The following is a 23,702-nucleotide window of genomic DNA, read 5'->3' on the forward strand; positions in this document are numbered from 1 at the left end:
CACCCAACTACTGATCACCAAGAAGGGGCACCGACAGTCAAGGACCAGCAGCAAAGCTGTGGCTGGATGGGAGGATTATATGTGAATCAGTGAACATATTGAGAATACTACCTAATTTTTAAAAGAACAAATATGTGTTATGTGAATTGGGTTGTTAACATTGTATCTATATTTACACATAAAAAAGGACTTGACTTTCTTTCTTTCGCGCCATGGTACTCAGAGGACTCCCGAATGCCTTGAGTCCCTTCTTTCTTCCGCGCCATGGCATTCAGAGAAGTCCTGAATAACTTGAGCACTCACTTTCTTCCACGCCATGGCATTCAAAGGAGTCCTGAATACCTTGAGCACTCACTTTCTTTCGCGTCATGGCATTCAGAGGGTCTGCTATTCCTTTTTCAAATCCTTCCGCTACTCCTTCTTTGCATTTCTCACAACTCTTCTTCTCTTCATGCCGCAAAATCATCCATTAACACTTTAGATTGCGCTTCATATTCATGCCATTTTTCTTTAACCTCACTATTGTTTCCCAATCTCGAAAGGCTCCTCATGGAAATCCCCTCCAATTCATTACAAATATCCTTATACACTGTTTGATTTTTTTATCTACAAATATCTAAGGTTTAGATTACCTTTGCTGTTTAGCTAAAAAAACGAGAACGACCCGAGACTAGTAAAAGTCTCCAACCGTCCCCGTGTTTCCCATTCAATATTAACTATCACCTTTTAATCTGGCCATCATTTTCAATATATTCTTTCATTCTTTTTTTATTCGGTGTGATGGTCAATCCTAAGTATTTTCTTTCCTTATTGGCATCCTTATAGAAGGCTATCGTCATCAGTATTACCACTACACTAAATGGCAATGCCGCTATAATTGCTGCAGATTGCAGTGCATTTAAGCCAGTTTCTCCACCTGACAGAAGTAAGACATATGCGATGGATGATAACAATAATCCCCATACGACTTTTACAAAATTCGCAGGACTTAATGTTCCAAAAGCAGTCTGCATACCTAAAACAAATGTTGCAGAATCGGCTGAAGTAACAAAGAAAGAAGAGATAAGCCCCACAGTTATAATAGACAAAACGAAACTTAAAGGCAGTTAATTGAAAATAGCAAACAACTGAGTTTCAGGTGGCATTTCAAATATAGTCGGTGCATTTTGTGCTACTTCAATCCCTGTCAGACCAAAGGCACTAAACCAAAGGATACTTACAAAGGTTGGTACGAATAATACCGCAATGACGAATTCCCGGATGGACCGACCTCTTGAAATCCTTGCGATGAATATACCTACAAATGGACTCCAACTCATCCACCAACCCCAATAATATATAGTCCAAGACTGAAGCCACTCATGTTTTTGTTCGTTTAATGGAGCGACATCAAAACTGTTAAATAAAAATGTATTTAAATAATCACCCGTCGAACTAGTTGCCATATTGAGGATAAATAAAGTGGGACCCAAAATTAAGACAGCTGCAAACAATAGACCTGCTAATATCATATTTAAATTACTTAAATACTGAATACCCTTACTTAAACCACTCCAGGCACTAAATAAAAACAGTACAGTAACAACAGCAATGATAATACCTTGTACTAACTTGTTGTTAGGAATACCAAAAAGGTAATCCAAACCTCCATTGATCTGCATTGCTCCTACACCTAAAGAAACGGCTACCCCAATAACTGTTGCAAATACCGCTAACACATCAACAACAGTACCTATAGGGCCATCTACTTTATCCCCTAATATAGGTCGTAATGTCTTCGATATTAAACCTACTTCACCTTTTCTAAATTGGGCATACCCTAGCGCGAGTGCTACAATACCGTATACAGCCCATGGGTGAAATCCATAGTGCAGAATCACTGATCTCATCGATTCTGCTAAGGCAGCTTTTGTTTCCGGATCAGCAGTTGGCGGAGCAAGATAATGTGAGATTGGCTCAGATGAACCATAAAAAACAAGACCAATCCCCATTCCGGCACTAAACAACATGGTTAACCATGATATTGTCCCAAACTCAGGTTTGTCAGATGGCTTACCCAGCTTGAGTTTACCAATTGGACTAAAAATCAAAAATACACAAAAGAATAAAATTAAAGTAAAGATTGTAAGATAATACCATCCAAAAGTTTCGGTAATCCATGCACCAACAGCGCTGGAAGCTTGCCCGAATTTATCAGGAAAAACAGCACCTATAAGTACTAATATTCCAACTACTATTGAGGCGTACGTGAATACATTAGAAAATTGCTTTTTCTTTTCATTCATATTTTAGTTTCATCCTCTTCGAATTTGTTTGATAGACAGATTCTCTTCATGTAACTTAAAAATGAGAGAACAGCCCATGTGAATCTTTAACTTCATATATACAAATCTCAGCACGGGAAAATATCGGTTGCAATCAAGCTAAGAACCGGTGAGAAAACATGAGATGGAAGTGGAAAGTGTCTTGAGTCACATCAAACACATTCTGGGATTTCTCCCTTTCGTCATGAACAGGTTGGATGAAGGCCATTGCAATAGGATTATCAAAAATGGCAACCGCTCTTTTTATACAGGTGCAGTTGCCATACATTGTGGGGATAAAAGGATTTAACCCCATGCTTACTTACGCTTTCCAAGTAGCAACCTGCGACGCAAACCGATCCGTTTTTGGTGTTAGTCTGTCTCCGCGCTTTTACTGGAAGTTAAAAATCTTCTTCTTCACGATAAATTGGTGTATATCGTTCTTCGTTGATTAGCTCACTGAAAGATAAACGCGGACCATGACCACAGATGATTTCTTTTTCCGTCAAAGCAACAATCATAAATCTCGTGCCTGTTTCGTAATCTAAATAAATATCACCGACAGATGGTTTAATATGGCTATCCGATTCTATCAGCAGACTCGGTGATTCATCCACTTGTAATTGCTCCTCAGAAACCATATTCCGATCAAAATAAGCAATATCTATGCTTCCTTCTAATTTTCCAGGGACCATAGTTACATATTCATGATGTTTCACGCCATTATCCCTTGTTGTTACGATATTACCGTCTTCCACCTTATCCACTTTTTCAACCTCATTAAGAGAATAGCGATCAAGGAAATCTGGTGCAGGTTTAATAATTAGAATATAATCGCCTTTTTCAGGAGTCTTATCCTTATCAATTGTATAGCGATGACCATAAAAAATAAATGAATCCATATGTTTTGGCTTGCACAGTTGAATTTCACCAGCACTTGTCAGAATTTGCCGCATATCCTTTAATCGATACAAATGGACAGATTTACGGAACATTGGTTTGACGGAATAAACCTTGTGAAGTTCATTATTGTAATAAACAAATTGTCCCTTTCTTACTTGTAAAAGCTTCAATTCCACTACCTCCTTCTATAAAATATAATTACATAATTAATTTTCCTTCATATGCAACCGTTACACATTTTACACTATCTTACCTTTTCTGAAAAGTGAAGTGAAAGGTATTGCTTCCTTTATTATTGACTATTAGTTAATGGAATATTCGAAACATGAAGGACGCTGGTGTACTTTGGCGAGCAGGTGGCTATTTCTTTTTGTTTAGATAGACGACAATAGTTACAACCATTGTTACTAATGCTATTAGCATCCGTCCCCGTGGTGCATCATGAGAATTTCCTGGGTCTTTAAGAATGTTAAACATCAAATAGCCCTATTTAGTCTAGCGTTTCATTTTCTAGAAAGTTACCGGGTTGTACTATTTCAATAAAAACAAAAAAAGCCCTGCAGAGATTTCACTCTCCACAGAGCTTTCTTCCGTTTTAGTATATAGAATTCAACCAGTACGACGATTTAGGCTGTTCCTCTGCCTAATTTCCCGTGGGGACAATTTCGAATGAAGCAAGAGAACCGTCCCACTGTCTCTATTATAATTCAAGTTTAACTTTTTTAGTCCCTCGCTCCGGGCTTATTCTATCCTTGCCAGCAATTTCTATATGATATGCTTCTGTAATACCTTCTACTGCTACTTCCATTTCATTTTTGGTTCGGCTTACTGTTATGGATCCGGTTTCATTTCCTTTAGCGTCTACTAATGAGCGTGTAATCGTCTTACCTTCATCCACTTGATAAATTCTGAACGTTACTTCATCATTATAGTCATAAACAGGAGTTTCTTCATTGGCTCCAACTGGTAATATCGTATTTGGGCGAACAAACAGTGGCAAGCTGAAATAATCATATCTTTCTTTAATCCATGTACCACCTTCAATAACCTCACCTGTTAAAAGATGCGTCCAGCGTCCCTTCGGCAAATAAAAAGATCCGAGCCCTTCTTCATTGAAAATTGGGGCAACTAGTATCGAGTCACCTAACATATATTGAAGATCCAACGCTTCACATAACGGGTCATCAGGGAATTCTAACACCATCGAACGCATAACTGGTATACCTGTCTTGCTGTTTTCAACAGCTTGCCCGTATATGTATGGCATCATGCTGTTTTTTAGATTGGTAAAATGACGCGCGACATCGACTGCTTCCTCATCAAAATTCCATGGAACGCGATAGGATGAACTTCCATGAAAACGACTGTGACTGGAAAGCAAACCAAATGCTGTCCACCGTTTAAAGACATCAGGTGTTGCCGTATTTTCAAAACCGCCAATATCATGACTCCAATAACCGAACCCAGATGTTGTCAATGATAAACCGCCACGTAAACTTTCCGCCATTGCGTCATAAGTTGAATCACAATCTCCGCCCCAATGTACAGGGAATTTTTGTCCGCCAGTTGTCGCTGAGCGCGCAAAAACAATCGCTTCTTCTTTGCCTTTTTCGTTTTTCAATAAGTCAAATACTACCTCATTGTATTTGTAGGCATAATAATTATGCATTTTTTGCGGATCTGAGCCATCATAATAAACCACATCTGTTGGGATTCGCTCCCCAAAATCTGTTTTAAAAGAGTCAACACCCATGTCGAGCAATGCCTTAAGTTTTTCCTGGAACCAGGCACATGCATCAGGATTTGTGAAATCAACAATGCCCATTCCAGCCTGCCATAAATCCCATTGCCACACATCCCCATTTGGCTTTTTAATCAGGTAACCTTTTTTCATCCCTTCATCAAATAGTGGGGATTTCTGTGCAATATAAGGATTAATCCAGACACAGATCTTAAGACCTTTGTCTTTTAACCGTTTCAGCATACCTTCCGGGTTCGGAAAATTCCGTCGGTCCCAAATAAAATTACTCCATTCAAATTCTTTCATCCAAAAACAATCGAAGTGGAATACACTAAGCGGAATACCACGCTTCGCCATTCCATCAACAAAGTGATTGACTGTTTCTTCATTGTACTCAGTTGTAAATGACGTGGATAACCATAGTCCAAACGACCATGCAGGCGGGAGTGCCGGTTTTCCAGTTAGTTCCGTATATCGACTAACAACTTCTTTTGGTGAAGGCCCATTAATAAAGTAATAGTCTAAATATTCTCCTTCTACACTAAATTGAGAGCGGGATACCGTTTCAGAACCTAATTCAAAGCTTACTTCCTCTGGGTGATTGACAAACACACCATAACCTTTACTGCTCAGGTAAAACGGAATGTTTTTATAAGATTGTTCGGAACTTGTACCACCGTCTTTGTTCCATATGTCAACAGATTGCCCGTTTTTCACAAATGGTGTGAAGCGTTCACCTAATCCGTATAAATGCTCGCCAACCCCTAAACGGAGCTGTCCACGCATATATGTTTTATCTTCAGGTCCCTCAATCCATGCTAAACCTTTGCCATCTGTATCTGTTAATTTTCCATTCTTGTTCGCAAATGAAATGGAAAAACTCTTCTTGTCCAAAGTTAATGTTAAATTACCACTTGTGAAGATAATGAATGAGCTATCTTCTTTTACTTGCAGTTTGTTTACATTGTCTAACACTTCAAAATTAGGATATTTTGCTTTGCCGCCTTTATAATGCCAAGTTTGTACACGTAATGTATCTTCTAATGGTGATGATATATTAATTGTCAATAGTGGACCGTCTAATGTATCTCCCCGATGATTTAAAAATTTACAAGGTGCATAAAGAGTAACAGAATTATCATCTTCTTGTACTTCATGTATCAATCTCGGAAAATGGATTTGATAGCCTTCTCTTACTAGCCAATTTCCATCTGTAAACTTCATAATTTTTACCTCCTGATATTGCCTCAATTCTATTAATAAATTTATTTTACTGCTCCTTCAGATATACCATCGATAATATATCTTTGTAAGAACATATATAAAATGATGATTGGAATCATCGCAATAACCAAAGCAGCTAATGCTAAGTGCCACTGAGTAGAATATTCACCAAAAAAGTAGAATGTTCTTAATGGAATGGTATACATTCCTTCCTTATTAATGACAAGAGATGGGAGTAAGTAATCATTCCAAAACCAGATAGCATTCAGAACAATTACTGTTACCGTCGTTGATTTTAACATTGGTAACATAATGTACCAGTAAACTTGAAACCTGTTACAACCATCAATAATCGCTGCTTCATCTAACGCTTTAGGGATTCCTTTCATCGCACCAACATACAGGAATACTGCTAAACTAGAACCTAACCCTAAATACATGATGGCTAAACCAGTTCGATTTAATAGATCTACTGCACCAAATATTGATATTAAAGGTATCATGATAGATTGAAACGGAATTAGCATGCAGATAGCGAATAGTAAATAAATGAATGTACTTGCTTTTCCAGGTTTACGGGACAAAGCATATCCTGCCATTGATGTAAAAATAACAATAATAAATATACTCCCACCTGTAATTACTATGGAATTAAAAAAAGTCAGGATAAAATCCATCTCTTCAAAAGCGATTGGATAATTTTCTAAAGTTGGTACTGAGGGTAAGCCTAATGTACTCTCAAAAATACCAGATTTGGTCTTTAGTGAATTAACAAGGACTAAATAGAAAGGATATATCCATAATAAAGAAACAACAGCACCTACAAACAACATGATGTATTTATGTGTACGTTCCTTAACTCTCATAATTCTGTTTCCTTTCTGCGAGTGATTTGGAGTTGGATAACAGAGATTAAAGTAATGATAATCAGAAATACAATAGCTTTTGCCTGGGCATATCCCATTTCTTGAACTTTAAAAGCTGTATCATAGATATTCATTGTTGCCATCTCCGTAGAGCCAAATGGTCCACCTGAAGTTAATGCCATATTCTGATCATATACTTTAAATGCATTCGACAAGGTTAAAAATAAACTTACAGTAAATGCGGGTATAATAAGCGGAAATTTAACCTTCCAAAAATTCTGCCATCTATTTGCCCCATCTATAGTTGCTGCTTCTAAAAGTTCTTTTGGCACATTATTTAGAAAAGAAATATAAATAACCATTATATAACCACTCATTTGCCAGACAAATAATATTACCAATCCCCAAAAACCGGTTTGCGTATCAGACAGCCAGCCTCTAAAAAATTCGATGCCAGTTAAATCTGCAATACCAGTAAATGCTTTTAAAAATACGAATTGCCAGATAAAACCTAATATAATCCCACCTATTAAGTTTGGCATAAAATAAATTGTACGAAACAATGTACTGACTTTCCCTAATTTTTGAGTAACTAATAATGCAAAAGATAAACCAAGTACATTTATTCCAATTACAGACACAACGGAAAATGCTGCGGTAAATCCTAAGCTGTATAAAAATTGCTCATCAGAAAATAAATTTTTATAATTTTCCAAACCTATAAAGGAAGATACCTGAAAGCCATCATATGATGTAAAAGAATAATATACACCTTGAAAAAAAGGTATGATTAAAACTACTAATAAAGCGAACAGAGTTGGTAATAGAAATAACCAATATGTGCGTTTTTTAAAATTCAATTCTACCACTCCTTTTAACCATGTATGTGATGGGGCAAAATGGACGAATTTTGCCCCACCTTCTTGAGGGACTTAACGCATTTCTGTAAATGCTTCACTAGCAGCTTGCTCAAATTCTTCCCAACTTTGCTGTTCTCCTAAATATTTTTGGAATTCTGGCAATAATGCTTCAGAGAAAAACCCATCAGGATACTGATTATTTGCCCAGATTTTCGAATTACCATTTAGTAAATATTCATACACTTCCGCTGAAACCGGATCAGAGATTGCGTCCGTATCATAACCCTCATGAGCAGGTACATACTTGAAATCCTGTACAATTAATTCTTTACCTTTTTCGGAAGTATACATCCAATCAATGAATTTCTTAGATTCTTCTACCACTGCCTCATCTTGCTCTTTGTTAATTCCCCAATACCATGATGGACCTGCTACAATTTTACCTTCCGTATCTGAAGTAACAAAGAAAGGAAGAATACCTAACTTTTCACTTACGAAGCTTTCATCCATACTATTTAATGTTGGTACAATCCAGTTTCCTTGATGGATGATTGCCGCCCTGTCATTTGCAAATAATTCTTCCACAGAAGTACTGTAATCTAATGATAAGATTGGTTGATAATTATATTGATTAAATAAGTCTGTATATTCTTTCATTCGATCCCCATATTCAAAATTAAGCTCTTCCGCTTCAAATGCAGTTTTTATATCATTATCAAATTCAGGTGCAGTAAATTGACTGGAATATTGACTGACTACCCAATCTTCTTTTGCACTAAAAGCAAACACTGAATCAATGCCCAATTCTTCTTTTTGCGAATCAATTGTTTCTACCGCTTCAACAAATTTATCATAACTATCGATAGAGGCAGGGTCCACTCCAGCTTGCTCGAAAATGGCTTTGTTAATCATCCAGCCATAGCCTTCAATATTTAAAGGAATCCCATATGGAGTTCCATCTATCGTTGCTCCCTGCAATGTTCCATCAATTGCTGTCTTAGCACTTTCCATATCAGATACATCCAATAAATAATCTTTATACTTCTCTACATCTGACAGACCACCTAATAAAAAGATCGATGGCTCCTCTCCTGAAGAGAATTTGGCTTGCAATGCAGAAGGAGCGTCTTGTCCACCACCCACTGTTGTTACATTAATTTTCACATTTTCATTTTCGCTTTCATAAATTTCTATTAAATTATTTAGTTGTTCCGTTGTTTCAACCTTTATATTGAATACATCTACTACCACTTCATCTCCATTATCTGCCGACCCATCACTGTTAGCGCTGTCATTTGAACCACAAGCAACCATTAAACTCATAGAAACTAACATAATTAATGAAATAATAAATAATCTAAACTTCATAATTCCCCTCCTGAATTTTGTTAATTTATTAGATTTCCCAAACGATTTAAATTACACTCCCCTCATGATGTACGTACATCATATTATGTTAAAAAGCAGATGAATTCGCTACCATTTAAGCGCATTCATCTTTATATTTAACTATTTGAGTATATGATAAACCAGAAAATGATGTACGTCAATCATTTTCTGATTTTAATTATCCATTCTTATAATTTATATAATATTTGGCATTTGTTTTTGTCACAATTTCTGGTTTTACAATATAGGAAGCTATAGGATCTCTATTATCTTCAAAAAAATAATTCGTTATTTTCTTCAGAGAAAAATTAGCCTGTGCTATTGGATCCTGGCAAATAGAAGCAGTAATGACATCATTAAGAAACGCTTGATAAATGGTCTCATTAATATCGTGGCCAATGATTACAGGTTTATTGTTCCACTCTGCGATATTCGGCAATATCTTATCTAATAAACCCCCTGCAACATAAATCGCATCTGCATTTATTAGCAAATCCCTATTAATTGTCAACATTTCTTTTACTTGTTGATTTTCTATATAAGCAGAGGTATCATATTTTATTTTTTGTAATTGCAGATTCACGTTCTGTTTCTTAAAAAAATCTAGAAACCCATTCTCTTTATTTATCATTTGATATGTATCATCTATTTCTCTAATAAAAACTATTTTGTTTGCATCTCTATTAAATAGATGAATTAATTCCCCAGCAAGAAAACCTGCATCATAATAGTCACTGCCAACATATGCAATACGTTCACTGTTTGGGACATCTGTATTTATGGTGAATACAGCAACATTGTCTTTGGTCGCTTGAGCAATAATTGGTTCTAATGGTTCTGTATCATGTGCTGCTATTACAATTGCATCATAAGCTTTAGCGTCTACTAATTTCTGCATGTAATCTATTTGGTGGTTATCAGGCACAGTATGTACTCGATGCACATCCACTATTAAGCCAAACTCATAGTAGAGTGTTGCTCCTTCTTTAATTTCATGATCTAAATCATCCCAGAAATAATCTGGAAATACCGGCAGTATATAAGCAACATTGATTACTTTTTGAGTTGCCAGGAACTTTGCAGCTCTATTCGGTTTATAACCTAATTCCTGAGCTTTAGCCTTCACTTTCACGATCGTTTTTTCACTTACTCCCTTTCTGTTATTTAATACCCTATCCACAGTAGCCGCAGATAAGCCTAATTCATCAGCTATCATTTTTGCCGTCACTCGCATTCGTTAGCCACCTCCATACATATATGTTTTTACATCGTTTAATCGACATTATTATTTACACCCTATTATTTGTCAAGTTATTAATTAAAAAGTATATTATTTTACTAATGTCACATAAATAAATTTTGAATTTTCCGGCTATTATTTACTGCTTTTTTTATGAATAAGAAAGACAACTAAGCAAAGGTAGTAAACATCCATTTTTTCACTATAGCTCTTGACTTAATCAACAGCGACAAGCACCACGAGGACGAATCTAGCGTTTCATTTGCATGGTGATTCTACCCATGGACGCGACAAATAGACCTCACCTGAAAATAGGCAAGGGCTATTTGATGTTTAACATAGGAAACTTTTTACCTCCAGAAATTCTCATGATGAAACACCATAACCACCCTCATATTTCATCCATAAAAAAGAGTTGTTCCTATTCTATGCAGTTTCTCCCGCTTTCTCTTTCTCGTTTCGTTTATCGCCTTCTGAAATAATATACGCACAAGCAGCGTCACCGGTTATGTTGAGTGAGGTACGTAACATATCCAATAATCGATCAACACCGATAATTAATGCGATACCATCCACAGGTAAGCCGACTTGCTTCAGCACCATTGCCAGCATAATAAGTCCGACACCCGGGACACCGGCAGTACCAATACTTGCCAGGGTTGCGGTTAAAATAACCATTAACATCTGGCTAATGCCAAGTGGCTCTGCATATACCTGTGCAATAAATACAGTAGCTACCGCCTGCATAATGGCAGTACCATCCATATTGATCGTCGCACCTAATGGCTGAACAAAACTGCTGATTGACTTTTTCACTCCGAGTCTTTCCTGTGCCATTTTCATTGAAACTGGCAGTGTTGCACTTGAACTCGAGGTACTGAAGGCAACAGACATAGCAGGGAAGAACAGTTTATAAAACTTTAATGGACTTGCTTTTCCTAACCCTTTAATCGCTAAACTGTAGGTAATAGCTCCATGGATAAACAATGCCAGAATGACAGCAACCATATACATTAACATCGATCCTAATGCATTCAATCCGGCATCTCCAATGGCAGATGCGATTAAGGCAAACGCACCATAAGGAGCCGTTCGCATGATCCCATTCACCAGGAAGATTAAGATTTCATTTGCTTGTTCAAATAATCTGAGTATTCCGCTTGTTTTGTCACCAAGTCTTGCTAAAGCAATTCCAATAAACACAGCAAAAGCAATAATTTGCAGCATATTACCCGTTGACATTGCTTCGATTGGATTCTCTGGAATTATATTAATAAATGTATCCATAATCGGAGGAACAGCTTCTTCTTCATACGTTGCATTTTCTGTATCAAATGTGCCCGCCTGACCAGGTTCCAGAATTAAGCCAACTCCCAGACCAATCACTAAAGCTACAGCAGTAGTACATAAATAAAACCCAATTGTACGTATCCCGATTTTTCCAAGCTTAGCGGGGTCCCCAAGGCCAGTCGTTCCCAGGACAACTGATACAAAAACGATCGGTATAACAATCATCATGATTAGATTTAGAAATATTTCTCCAACTGGATTTAATACATAGGTATCCACAACAGAAAAAATATCACTCGGCAGCAACGATAATCCAATACCCGCCATTACACCTAAGACCAGAGCAATCAGTATTTTTTTCGTTAAACTCATATTATTCGTCCTTTCTCGTTCATTATCTTTTCTGCTAAAATTTGCTTGGGGGGATGCACGGGGACGGTTCCAGCGGTTCATTTTGAATGATGACTCTAACAAAGGATGGGGAACATCTAAAAATCGGCATAGGCTATTTGATGCTTAGCTTTCTTACATAACACCGCAAGATTTTTACGCTCTTCGAAATTTTATTGATGAAACACCAGATACGTCCTCATGGTTATATTTATGTCGAAGCCTTGGAAGGACAAACAGCAATCTCTCCAACGATGACAACAAGCACAATGACCAAGCCTACATACAAGTATCTCTCCTTTATTTAAGATTACTTGCTATTAACCGTTTACATTGCTGCTTCATATTTATTTCCTAAGATATCATATAATACCCTTAAAGCATTGCTCTTGAAACATTATTATCGATTGTTTTGTTGTTATTGTTTCGATTATCTATGGTTAACAAGTTTTAAACTTTAGTTGTCAATGACTCCTCCTAAGGAGCTGCCTGAACAAAAGGTTCGTTTATCATCTCTAAGATTTGTTCCTTCGTTTCATGCACAACTACACCGCAAAGGGGGAAGGATCTAGGGCACGGGGACGGTTCGAGAGCACTGAAAAAGTCAAATTTCTTAGTCGCGATTATAGATTGTAAGGATATTTGTATAAATTGGCCAGAATATCCCCTGAATGTTGCTAGACATTGGTTCTTTATCTTCATTTAATCGACAAATCTTCCGTTACTGCTGCCAGGATTTGTTCTTTATCTTCGTTTAATCGACAAATCTTCCTTACTGCTGCCAGAATTTGTTCTTTATCTTCATTTATTCAACAAATCTCCTGCACTGTTACTGGACATTTGCTCTTAATACTCGTTTTATCAACAGTCTTCCTGTTTATTTGCTTTAGCTAATCCTGCTTTTTCAGTGCCCTCGAACCGTCCCCGTGTTTCCGCAACAAAGAACCCCGCAAAACAGAACTGATAGGTAGTTTTTTATCAGTGTCCGTTTTACAGGGGCCATCTTAAATCGTGGTTTGTTACTTCAAGTACTGTTTCACTTGATTTATTGTGTTAAATTCATCTATATGGTCAATAATAGCTTCTAATGTATCGGCATCTTGCTTTTGTATTTGCTGGTTCAAATCTTCTGGAACTGGAGCGACAAATTTTGTGATTAAACGAATGACCGTGCTAGCTAACGCTTGCGTTTTTCCCTTTGCCAGACCTTCTTGCATGCCTTCCCTTTTGCCTTCTTGTTTGCCTTCTCTCTTACCTTCATCACGGAATATTTCAGCTAAAGTCATCACCACTTCGCTCCCTTCAGAATAAGAACTTTCTACATACTTTATCATATCATGAAAATCTTCCTTTGTAAGCTGATGATCAATGTTAAACATATAGCGTAATAGTGTTTCCAGGTACTGTATAGCTGTCTCTTGATCATCCAGTTGTTGTAAATAGTAGATAGATCGTTTAATTGCTTTGATTGAATTTTGTTTGTTTTTCTTGGCCATATCTCGAAAAATCGTTAGAATAATTTTAAGTTGAGCGATGCCTTTAATCTCTTCATCTAATCGACAAATCTTCCGTTACTGCTGCCAGGATTTGTTCTTTATTTTCATTTAATCAACAAATCTTCCGTTACTGGACATTTGCTCTTAATACTCGTTTTATTAACAGTCTTCCTGTTTCTTTGCTTTAGCTAATCCTGCTTTTTCAGTGCTCTCGGACGGTTCTAGTGTTTCATTCCAAAGTTACCAGCCAGTATTTAGATCACAATCGGTAACTTTAAATGTTATGAATGGAACAATCATAAGTATTGCGTGGGCTGGCGGGATTCCCTGGAAAACCATACAAAATATATTTTTCAAAAAGACTTACGCTGTTCCTCTGTCAAAATTCCCAAGAGGACTTGTCTGAATGAAGCACGAGTCCCCTTGTTCTCGAATCACTGGAAAATGTCATTCAAGCTCTATGTACAAGACTTATAGATACACCTAAAATCCTTGCGCTTTGGCGTTGTGAGATACCATTTATTTGTTTCACCTTCCGTAAGATATTATCTCTCTCTGACTTCGGCAGGCTCTTTACTTGTGCAATTTCCCTAGTACCAAGTAACTTTTTAATTTTGTTTCGTGCTTCTTCATCGGTTAATTTTCTTACTTTATTATCATCGAGACAGACATCTTGATTACTCCTTTCATTAAACTCCCGAAATCTCTGTAAAGCAATTTGCCGGTCACTTGAAAACATTCGCAAAATAAAATCACTATTTAAAAATGGATCATCAGGGTTCCGATCATAATAATGAAGGCAACTGCTCCAATTCCACTCCTCAACCTGTGAAACAATGCCTGCTTTCAGTGGATTTTGGTGAATATATCTGACAACTGTTAATAAATATTTTCTCGTTTCGACATTCTCACTTTTAAATCGATCCTGAAACAAATGCCCAGTCGTTCTATATTTCCAGTTATAATATTGAGCAAAACTGACAGCAATACGCTTCATCGTTACCGAAATTGCTTCCTGCCCTTCTTTTAACAGTAAGTGAATATGGTTGCTCATCAAACACCATGCGTATAATTGCAGATTGAATTTTTCTTTATATTTTTTCAGAATCTCTATAAATTTCAGATTATCTTCTTCATCATGAAATATTTCCTGGCGATTAGCACCCCGAAACATAATATGATAAATACCAGTCCTGCTTTTCACTCTTGCTTTGCGAGGCATATATACACCACTTTCTGCCAATAAAGAATTATTTTAAGGAAAGAGTCTGAATTCCTCCCTCATAATACTTGTCTAAGTTTCACCGCTTCTATCAAAGATTCATCAGTAAAATTACTAGAATCAGCTAAATCAGAAATGGTTCTTGCTAAACGAATGATTTTAGTTTGAATTCGGTTGCACCAATGTTGTTCGATGGATTTCTTTTGCAGGAAGTTTAATTGATCGGAAGTTAATGGGCTTGTTTGTAATAAGTGCTCCAGAGGAATATTGCTATTTGTATAATCACCACTATATCTGGCTGCTTGTTGTTTTCTTGCAGCAATTACACGGTTTTTAATCATTTGTGAGGACTCATTTTCGGAGAAATTCTGATTCATGTTTACAGGATTCAATCTTAATAGAATGTCCATCCTGTCATAGATCGGTCCAGAAACCCTGTTTTTATATTGTGTTAGCTGTTTTGGTGTGCATGTACACATTTTTGTACTTGAACCATCATATCCACATGGGCATGGATTCATTGCACCAATTAGAATAAACTTCGACATATAGGTTACGGTAGATTGGACTCTGCTTATCGTTACTTTTCCTGATTCTAATGGCTGCCTCAGCATATCTAATGTTTTCTTCGTGAATTCAGACATTTCATCTAAAAACAAAACACCCTGATGTGCTAAAGAGATTTCTCCAGGCTTTGGGTTGGAGCCACCGCCTATGATGGAAATTGCTGATGCTGAATGGTGAGGATTTCTGTATGGTGGTTGAGTAGTGAATGCATTCGACTCTTTAGCTAATTGATATAATGCCATTACTTCAAGAGCCTTCTCACGTGATAAATCGGGGAGAATTGACGGGAAAGTTTCTGATAATAGACTCTTTCCACACCCAGGAGGGCCTGTCATAAGGATATGATGTTCGCCCGCTGCCGCAATTTCCAATGCACGTTTGGCTTGTTTATGACCAATTATAGATTGGAAATCTTTACTAAAATTGATGGAGTCATTTTTTGAAATCTGTTTCTTGCGAGTTAGAGGGGTTTGAGTGAATTGGGAAAAAGTCTGCTGTCCTTCTAAATAGCTGATTACTTCATGTGCATTGTCAACGATAATACATTCTATTTTATCTTCGAATAAATCGTATGGAATTCTTTCGTCATATGGCAGGATAAGTTTATTAATTGGCAGTTTTTTAGCTGCTATCAGTGCTGGTAATATTCCATCAATGGTATTAATTTTTCCATCAAGTGAAATTGCACCAATGAATGCCGTATCTTGAGGAATATCTACTAAAATGTAGCCTCTCTCCTTCAATACGCCGATGACCATTGCTAAATCAAACAGTGGCCCAATCTTCTTATGTTCGGCTGGCGATAAATTAACAACAATCTTCTGATCGGTTACATCACATTCCAATGTATGTAAAGCAGATAACACTCTTTCTTTCGCTTCTTTAACTGATGCATCTGGCAAGCCAACAATAACCATTGTTTCAGTTGCTTCCGATACATGTATCTCTACTTGGACTAAATAGCCTTCCATTCCATTTAGTCCAATACTACAAACTCGACTTGTCATGAAAAGACCTCCATTATTAAATTGTTCGTTCTTTCGATAGAGAAAAAATACTCGGTTGGATTATACTGGGGAAATATGAAGAGATTCTGTGGCAAGGTGTTCTAAGTTTATTATACTATTATCATAATAAATAACAAGTAGGCGCTGTGTTAATCTGGATACAAATAATCTTAAAATCTATTTAAGAAATAATATAATTTAACCGCTCGCAACTCCTTTTTGTATATTTTTAAGCCGTATTAAAGATAAATACTAAAAAGGCCTTGCTGAGATTTCTCTGACAAGAAATGTACCTTGATGAAGCAGACGAATCTTCCTACATTTCTAGAGAGAAAAAGAAGATAAAAGAATTCAAACAGCTTATTGAGAAAAAAGTTTAGCCTGTTGATTTATGGAGATAATAAGAATAGAAAAAGTCATGCTGAGATTTCTCTCAACATGACCTTTCCCAAGTGAAACAGGAGAAGAACGAAATCGCTTTGCGATGGCTAAAAACCTTGTAAAGTGAAAGAATAAAAAAACAGAGAATCTAAGAGAAATGAAAAATTGAATCCCCAAGGGCGAAGCACTAACCCCGCGACTTCATTCTTCTCGGGCAATCAAAAATTTTGCATGAGTAGGTAAATAAAATTAAAAGAAGGCACGATGAGCAGATTACATCCGCTTATCGTGCCTTCTTTCCCGCAAAACTTCCGATTGTCCCCTTAACGAACCGTCCCCTAGTTTCACTAATTCAATAAAGATAAAAGAAAAGCCTCGCAAAGCTTTTACGCTCTACGAGACTTTCTAAGTGAATCACGAGAACCGTCCCCGTGTTTCTGTTTCTAACTTATTATTACTCAGCTACAACTGTTACATCTAGATCAGTTAAATCTGTTTCATTTGGTGTTAGTGCATTATCAATTACATCAACATTAGCTGAAGAAGAGTCTTCAAATGTGATTGCTTCAATTGTAGAATCTACTCCGAATGCATCAGCTACAGCAGATGTAAGAGATATAACTAATTCATTACCATTAACACTTACCGAATTACTTGTAGTTGTACCTGTAACAGTACCGTTGATGAAATCAATTGAAGCAGTTGCAACAGTAGCTGTTACATCAATATCTTCATCAAATACTAAAGTAAGTTCATTGTTCTCTGCATCAAATTCAGCAGATGTAATGGATGCTGGGTCTAAATCAGTCGCGGCACTAACAGCATTGTCTAAATCTTGCTGAAGAACTGCAGCTGAACTATAACCAGTTGAAGAAAGAACATCAATAACTGCTTCTTTATCCTCTTGAACTAAGTTATTGAAATCAGTTAAGTTTAATCCTAAAACTGTATCATTATCTTCTAGTTCTGTGATTACATCTGCATAAGTAGCAGTTGCTGGATCTGCATTAAGACCAGTTAAAGCAGCAGTAATATCAGACAGTGCATTTGCTCTATCAGTTGCATTTGCATTTGCCGTTGCCGAAGAAATTGCAGCTTTAACATCCGCAACATACTCAGCTGAAATATCTGCACTATCAGTAGATGATAATGAAGCAAAAGTAAGACCAGAGATTAATGCTTCAAATTCAGTTTTAACATCCGCATCAGTGACATCGTTTAATGCTTCCACTGCTTCAGTAGCACCTGGTACGTCCTCAACCGCGTCTACAAACGCTGCATAAGTACTCTCTCCAGCTGCAGCATCAATCAGTGTTTCTAGAGCATTTACTAGTGCAGTTTCATAGCTTGCTGCTAAAGTATCTGCATCATAAACTGTTGTAGTATCTAATGCAAATTCACTTGCAATATGATTTTGAGCTTCAGTTGAAAGACTTGAGAAGTTTTCATATCCTGCTAATGCAGATTTGTATTGTCCTGCAGTAATAGCGTTGTTAACAGCATCAACATCTTCAGTTCCTGTACCCAATACATCAAACGTCAACTTACCGTCTTCATCTTTAGTAATTGAAACAGTTGCAGTGTCACCACTAATATATCCCTCAAATGCAGACTTAGTGATTGTGCTGCCATTTAACTTATACGCTGCACCATCATAGCTATAAAGAACACCATCAACAGTTAACTCATCAGCAGCTGTATCAACATCAGTTGCTGTACCAGTTACTTCTGTAGTAGAGTATTTAGCGAAAGTGACTGTAGCTGGTTTGTCTTCTAATGTAACTTGAGAAGATGAAGCAGAAACTGTTACATTAGATTCAATAGCAGTATCAGCAGAATCAACTAATAATTGAGCCACACCATTAACAGCTTCAACTTTAACAGTACGAGTAGTACCTTTATTAATTGTAGTTGATGCTAACCCATTACCTGAAACTGTAACATCAGCAAATTTTGGAGATACTTGGTATGATACTTCATAATCTCCATCTTCTTCATAGTAGTCGAAACCATTTTGGTCAACTGATTTGTATAAGAATACAGCAGTTTCACCAGTGCTAATTCTATCAGTTTCATCACCAAGGTCATCTGAGCTATAAGTTTCAAGAACTGCTTGATTTACCACAGCATCTACAAAGTAAGTTTTCTCAGCAACAGTTTGTAAATCTTCAGAGTCTAATTTGTTATTTTCATCTCCGTTGTCAAGATATACTGTTGGTGTAGCAAAACCATTTTTCTCACCTAATAATCTGAATTCAGCTTCCCCGTCAGATCCTTCAACATAAATAGTGTAAGGAGTATCTTCTGAAACTTCATCTCTAACAGTATTACCAGCTGCATTTTTATATTCGATCCATACAGTGTCATCTTCACTGAAGCTATCTTCAGGGAATACTACTTCCACAGCAGAATCTTCTGGTGCTACTTTTCCAGTTTCTTCATCAGTAACTGTAACTACATAGTTTCTACCGCCATCACCTTTAGTTGTAAGAGCAGCAGAACGTTGTACACCTTCAGCTTCAACTGATAAACCTAGAGTGTGATCTAGTTCAAACTCAACTGCGGATCCTTCTGCTTGAAGTTCTTTAGCATCAAGTTTGCCATCAGAATCATTATCTACAAATACGATAGGTGTAACTGTAGCATTTGAACCTGTTAATGTGAATGTTGCTTCTCCATCTTCATCAACTGGAACTCTTACTTCATTTTTTCCACCAGTAGTTACTTGTGAAGGATATTCTCCATCATATCCAGCTAATCCTGTATCAATTACAGTAACACTACGTACTAATTCATCAGGATCAACATCAACGTTTTCTTTAAATGCAACATTTACGTATTCATAAAGTTTGTCACCACTTGCATCATAGGCAACTTTAGTGCTATCAGTGTTTACTTTGTAAACTTTTTTAGCGCCATTTGCTAATGTATCAGCTTCAGTTACTTCTTCGATAGAAATACCTTCTGCCCAGTATACAATAGCATCATCATTCACACTAGAACGATCAGTTGCATAAGCTACTACTCTATCATTTTCTTTGTAGTAACGAGTATAAGAATACTCAGCAACACCTTCGTCATTAGTGAATACTTCTACTTCAATTTTATCATTAACATCAGCGTCGTCACTTACGATGTTGAATGTTACAGGAATACCAGCAGCAGATTCGTCATCTTCAACTTCAACTTGAGCAGAAAGTGTTACTTGCTCACCAACTGTACCCTGAACTGATTTAGTTGTGATTTCGATGTCTTCTGGAATTACAGCAGAAACACCTTCAAATGTTCCTAATTCTTCATCATTAGCTGTTACAGTATACTCTTCTCCACCTTCTTGAGCAGAAGTAGTAAGAACAACTACAGAATCATCAGTTTGTTTAATAACTGCATTTGTAACTTCTAATCCTTCGATTGCGAAGTCAATTGCATCAACGTTATCAACATCTTCAGCGAAGTCAACTTCTACAGTTGTATTGTTAACAGCTACGATACGCTCTACGCCGTTAGCAAGTGGTTTTTCTAAAGTATCACCATAAGCGTAATCAGCATTTGCTAATAACATAGCGAAATCTGCACGCTCGATGTTATCTTCTGGAGCAAATCTTGTTGCAGATTTACCAGCGATTAAGTTGTTAGCGTAAAGAGTTTCGATGTATGGAGTATACCATTCGTCAGCTGGCACATCAGTGAATGTGTGGTCAGCTTCTTCTAATTCGATACCGTACGCTTGTACTACTAGTGTAGCAAATTCAGCACGAGTTAAAGTACCTTCAGGTTTGAAAGTATTGTCATCGTAACCAGCGATAACGCCGTCGTTAGCTAATACGTTAACATAGTCTGCATACCATGCGTCAGCATCAACGTCTGTGAAACCAGCGCTTGTAGCAGATGAAGCATCGTAACCTAGGATTTTAGAAAGCATTACAGCAGCTTCCGCACGCTCAACTTGTCTTTCTGGTTTGAATGTACCGTCTTCGTAACCAGTGATGATTCCAGCATCAACTAAAGCATTGATGTGATCAGCAGCATAGTGAGTGTTAGGTACATCTGGTAAACTTGCAGCAGCAACAGATGGTACTACAGCACTTGCAGCTACAGCTGCTGTTAAAGATGTTGCAAATACTTTTGACTTTTTAGAAATAGCCATTTAAAAATTCCTCCTTGTATTTTACAAAAATATTACTTACTTTACTTTTGAAACTATTAACCTATGTACTAGATTTTTTGAAAACAGTTTCTCAGGCAAGTAAAAATTAAGCAAAAATTTTCTTCACTAATCAGTTTACTTAGTGCACCGACTAATGTCAAGTATTTTCGCTAATTTTATAGATTAATAACTTTACAACTTTTAACAATTTTACAGCAGGTGAAAAATGTGCTGATAATGACTGTTTTTGATTACAAATCCATATCAATATAGGTTTTCCGACCTACCTAAATTATCAGAAGTTAAAGGTATTTTAACAAAACTATTAAGCTGTGTAAACAAATATCCTTAATATTTTTCATATTTTACAATTATCTCTAAAAATAGTTGTCCGTCTCCTACTATTCAACTACCGATTTCTACAATGTTCCTCCGGTTCATTTATTTTCTGACGAATAATAAAAGAATATTACATTCTTTAACAGCCTATCCTTATTCATCACATATCTGTTATAATATCGAAGGGGGAGATTAAACTAATTATGTAAAATAAAGTTTTATCATATATCACTGCCTATATTAATAAGGAAAGGAAGTAACATGTTGAATTTAAAAAAAGGTTTATGGATTGTAACAATCATCCTTATTCTGGCTGCTGTTCCCGGGATAATGGAAAGATGGAATACTGAGACGAACAGCAATACATATAATATGATTATTCCATTTCACGAAATTTATGAATTAACAAAAGAAGATAATATAGAAATGGGAGAAGTTTTAACACAATTACGAGATGCAGGTTTAACAACAATCTCCTTTGAACCTGATTCTTTATCCAAATGGGAGCAGCTGGATATCCTAAGCAAATACGAAGTAAAGCGACTGCAGGATATCGTCAGGTTCCATGAAGATGCAGACAACCTGCTGGAAGATGAGACAGGCTTCTATGTCACTGTTCCAGAGGATGCTTATTATGATGAGAAGATTCAGGAGTTCTTTCAGCCAACTGAGATTACAATAGGACCTGAACGTCTCTATTTTATTGATGAACTAGTGGATGCACCAGGAGCTAATGCTGAAGGTGATCAGGAACAAGCTGAAGAAGCTGAAGCAGAAACAGAGGAAACGTTAGATGATAGTTCTGTTTTTGATTCATACCTTGGTTATAATGAAGAAATTATTAATGAAGTAAAAGATTATGGTTTTGAATATGTGCTGCGGATTGAGAACCATGAAAGAACCAATGGGCAGACCATTCAGGATATCATCAACTTAAAAGATGACCAGCTTTCTACCTTATTATTCTCTGGTGAGGAAGTGATCGGTTATCCAGATAACGTAAAGATGAAGAATTATGCCGCACAATTAGAACAGGCTGGCTATAATTTCTATTCGATTGAAGGTACGACGCAACTAGGAATGCCTACATTCGCTTATACGAATAATTTTGATTTTATTCGCCTTCACAGTATGACTGTTAATCCGGATTCTATTGCGGAATCTGTTAATCGTTCTGTTCGTGCAGTGAAAGAAAGAAACATTCGCTCCCTGTTTATTCATATACCAACACAGAATACATCAAAAGAGACGCTGGAAGCGAATGAAAGTCTGGAAGCGACTCTTACCTTATTAGAGAGAGTACCACAGCATATGCCAGATCAGTATACGCTTGGAACGCCTCAGCCATTTGATGAGATTGATGTACCAATATGGTCAACGATCGCGGTAATGCTCGCAGGGATGGGCTTTGTCTTCCTTGCACTGGAGTTTATCCAATTAATGTGGATCCGAATCGCCGGTATAATTGTTGCAGGAATTTTAACAGCTGGGTATCTTGTAACAGACATGACATTAATGTTACAGGCATATGGATTGGGTATTGCGATTCTAACTGCTATTTTTGCAACAATACATGCACATGCAAGAAAAGCGAAGCCTGGCCTAAAGCATTTGATGTTGACTTACTTACAATCAATTGGCATTAGTCTTGCAGGAATTGCGATCATGATTGGAATTTTAAATGGAAATGAGTTTATTACAGGATTTGCTCAGTTCAGAGGGGTTATCCTTGTCTACGTTGTTCCAATGGTTGTTGTAGCATTGTGGGCAGTAATCAAACTAGTGTTGGATGATCAAAAACATACGAGTGAAAATTTGGCTAAGGAATCAGGAAAGGTATTTCTAAAGCTTGCTAACTTAGAAGTGAAATACTCTCATTTAATTGTCATAGCAATTGTAGGAGCTGTAATTTATTATTACATTACCCGAACAGGAAATGCCGGTGTAGCTCCTGAATTTGAAATTGTATTGCGTCAAAAATTAGAAGAACTTCTCTATGTACGTCCGAGAACGAAAGAATTTCTGATTGGCTTCCCACTCTTTGTCTTTGGATTATATGTAATGGGACAGCATCCAAAATGGGGCAGATTCTTATTAATACCTGGAAGCATTGGTTTCCTGTCGATTGTTAATACATTCTCCCATTTGCATATACCAGTCTATATTTCCTTGATCCGTACTGCTTACAGTTTAGTACTCGGATTCTTGATTGGTTTAGTGTTAATTCTGATTTATCGCTTTATATACCGTAAAGTCCAGAAGTTAGTAAAGGCAGGGTGATGGTTGATGCATATTGTATTATCAGGTTATTACGGCTTTAACAATGAAGGAGACGAA

Annotated in this window: 12 protein-coding genes and 1 pseudogene; 1 reads left to right on the forward strand and 12 read right to left on the reverse strand. The window is 36.8% G+C overall.

The window, feature by feature from the left end; all coding sequences use genetic code 11:
* Window positions 1-719: 719 nt before the first annotated feature.
* From F9U64_RS19080 to F9U64_RS19135, 12 genes and pseudogenes are all read right to left on the reverse strand, one after another.
* Window positions 720-2,285, reverse strand: a pseudogene (locus tag F9U64_RS19080) (BCCT family transporter).
* A gap of 419 nt (window positions 2,286-2,704) precedes the next feature.
* The gene (locus F9U64_RS19085; RefSeq protein WP_153406497.1) at window positions 2,705-3,376 is read right to left on the reverse strand and encodes a hypothetical protein; all 672 of its coding nucleotides are present in this window, start codon (window positions 3,374-3,376) and stop codon (window positions 2,705-2,707) included.
* Between the two features lie 530 nt (window positions 3,377-3,906).
* Window positions 3,907-6,171: an alpha-xylosidase gene (gene yicI / locus F9U64_RS19090; RefSeq protein ID WP_153406498.1), complete on the reverse strand. Its 2,265-nt coding sequence runs from the start codon at window positions 6,169-6,171 to the stop codon at window positions 3,907-3,909.
* A 41-nt stretch (window positions 6,172-6,212) separates the two neighbouring features.
* On the reverse strand, window positions 6,213-7,037 hold the full coding sequence (locus F9U64_RS19095; RefSeq protein ID WP_153406499.1) for a carbohydrate ABC transporter permease: 825 nt from the start codon (window positions 7,035-7,037) through the stop codon (window positions 6,213-6,215).
* Entirely contained in the window at window positions 7,034-7,897 is an 864-nt protein-coding gene (locus F9U64_RS19100; RefSeq protein ID WP_153406500.1) for a carbohydrate ABC transporter permease, read from the reverse strand. Before F9U64_RS19100 ends, F9U64_RS19095 begins: the two co-directional genes overlap by 4 nt.
* Before the next feature lie 72 nt (window positions 7,898-7,969).
* Window positions 7,970-9,265: an ABC transporter substrate-binding protein gene (locus F9U64_RS19105; RefSeq protein WP_153406501.1), complete on the reverse strand. Its 1,296-nt coding sequence runs from the start codon at window positions 9,263-9,265 to the stop codon at window positions 7,970-7,972.
* Between the two features lie 199 nt (window positions 9,266-9,464).
* A complete protein-coding gene (locus F9U64_RS19110) occupies window positions 9,465-10,520 on the reverse strand; it encodes a LacI family DNA-binding transcriptional regulator (protein WP_153406502.1) in 1,056 nt (351 codons plus the stop codon).
* A 432-nt stretch (window positions 10,521-10,952) separates the two neighbouring features.
* Window positions 10,953-12,188 carry a dicarboxylate/amino acid:cation symporter gene (locus F9U64_RS19115; protein ID WP_153406503.1) on the reverse strand — a complete coding sequence of 412 codons (1,236 nt, stop codon included), beginning with the start codon at window positions 12,186-12,188 and terminating at the stop codon, window positions 10,953-10,955.
* A 1,037-nt stretch (window positions 12,189-13,225) separates the two neighbouring features.
* A complete protein-coding gene (locus F9U64_RS19120) occupies window positions 13,226-13,702 on the reverse strand; it encodes an RpnC/YadD family protein (protein WP_194287444.1) in 477 nt (158 codons plus the stop codon).
* 451 nt (window positions 13,703-14,153) lie between these two features.
* Window positions 14,154-14,924 carry an REP-associated tyrosine transposase gene (locus F9U64_RS19125; RefSeq protein WP_153406504.1) on the reverse strand — a complete coding sequence of 257 codons (771 nt, stop codon included), beginning with the start codon at window positions 14,922-14,924 and terminating at the stop codon, window positions 14,154-14,156.
* Window positions 14,925-14,983: 59 nt separating this feature from the next.
* A complete protein-coding gene (locus tag F9U64_RS19130; protein WP_153406505.1) occupies window positions 14,984-16,498 on the reverse strand; it encodes a YifB family Mg chelatase-like AAA ATPase in 1,515 nt (504 codons plus the stop codon).
* A gap of 835 nt (window positions 16,499-17,333) precedes the next feature.
* Window positions 17,334-20,801 (reverse strand): S-layer homology domain-containing protein, encoded by a 3,468-nt coding sequence (locus F9U64_RS19135; protein ID WP_228275802.1) that lies wholly within the window; start codon window positions 20,799-20,801, stop codon window positions 17,334-17,336.
* Window positions 20,802-21,629: 828 nt separating this feature from the next.
* Here F9U64_RS19135 and F9U64_RS19140 point away from each other — a divergent pair.
* Window positions 21,630-23,645 (forward strand): DUF5693 family protein, encoded by a 2,016-nt coding sequence (locus tag F9U64_RS19140; protein ID WP_153406507.1) that lies wholly within the window; start codon window positions 21,630-21,632, stop codon window positions 23,643-23,645.
* Window positions 23,646-23,702 lie beyond the last annotated feature (57 nt).

The organism is Gracilibacillus oryzae (genome assembly GCF_009498735.1).
Taxonomy (GTDB): domain Bacteria; phylum Bacillota; class Bacilli; order Bacillales; family Amphibacillaceae; genus Gracilibacillus; species Gracilibacillus oryzae.

Excerpts from the sequence above, each read along its gene's own strand:
- yicI (WP_153406498.1), bottom strand. The coding sequence starts at position 6,171 with ATGAAGTTTACAGATGGAAATTGGCTAGTAAGAGAAGGCTATCAAATC.
- F9U64_RS19095 (WP_153406499.1), bottom strand. The coding sequence starts at position 7,037 with ATGAGAGTTAAGGAACGTACACATAAATACATCATGTTGTTTGTAGGT.
- F9U64_RS19105 (WP_153406501.1), bottom strand. The coding sequence starts at position 9,265 with ATGAAGTTTAGATTATTTATTATTTCATTAATTATGTTAGTTTCTATG.
- F9U64_RS19110 (WP_153406502.1), bottom strand. The coding sequence starts at position 10,520 with ATGCGAGTGACGGCAAAAATGATAGCTGATGAATTAGGCTTATCTGCG.
- F9U64_RS19115 (WP_153406503.1), bottom strand. The coding sequence starts at position 12,188 with ATGAGTTTAACGAAAAAAATACTGATTGCTCTGGTCTTAGGTGTAATG.
- F9U64_RS19120 (WP_194287444.1), bottom strand. The coding sequence starts at position 13,702 with ATGGCCAAGAAAAACAAACAAAATTCAATCAAAGCAATTAAACGATCT.
- F9U64_RS19125 (WP_153406504.1), bottom strand. The coding sequence starts at position 14,924 with ATGCCTCGCAAAGCAAGAGTGAAAAGCAGGACTGGTATTTATCATATT.
- F9U64_RS19130 (WP_153406505.1), bottom strand. The coding sequence starts at position 16,498 with ATGACAAGTCGAGTTTGTAGTATTGGACTAAATGGAATGGAAGGCTAT.
- F9U64_RS19135 (WP_228275802.1), bottom strand. The coding sequence starts at position 20,801 with ATGCTTTCTAAAATCCTAGGTTACGATGCTTCATCTGCTACAAGCGCT.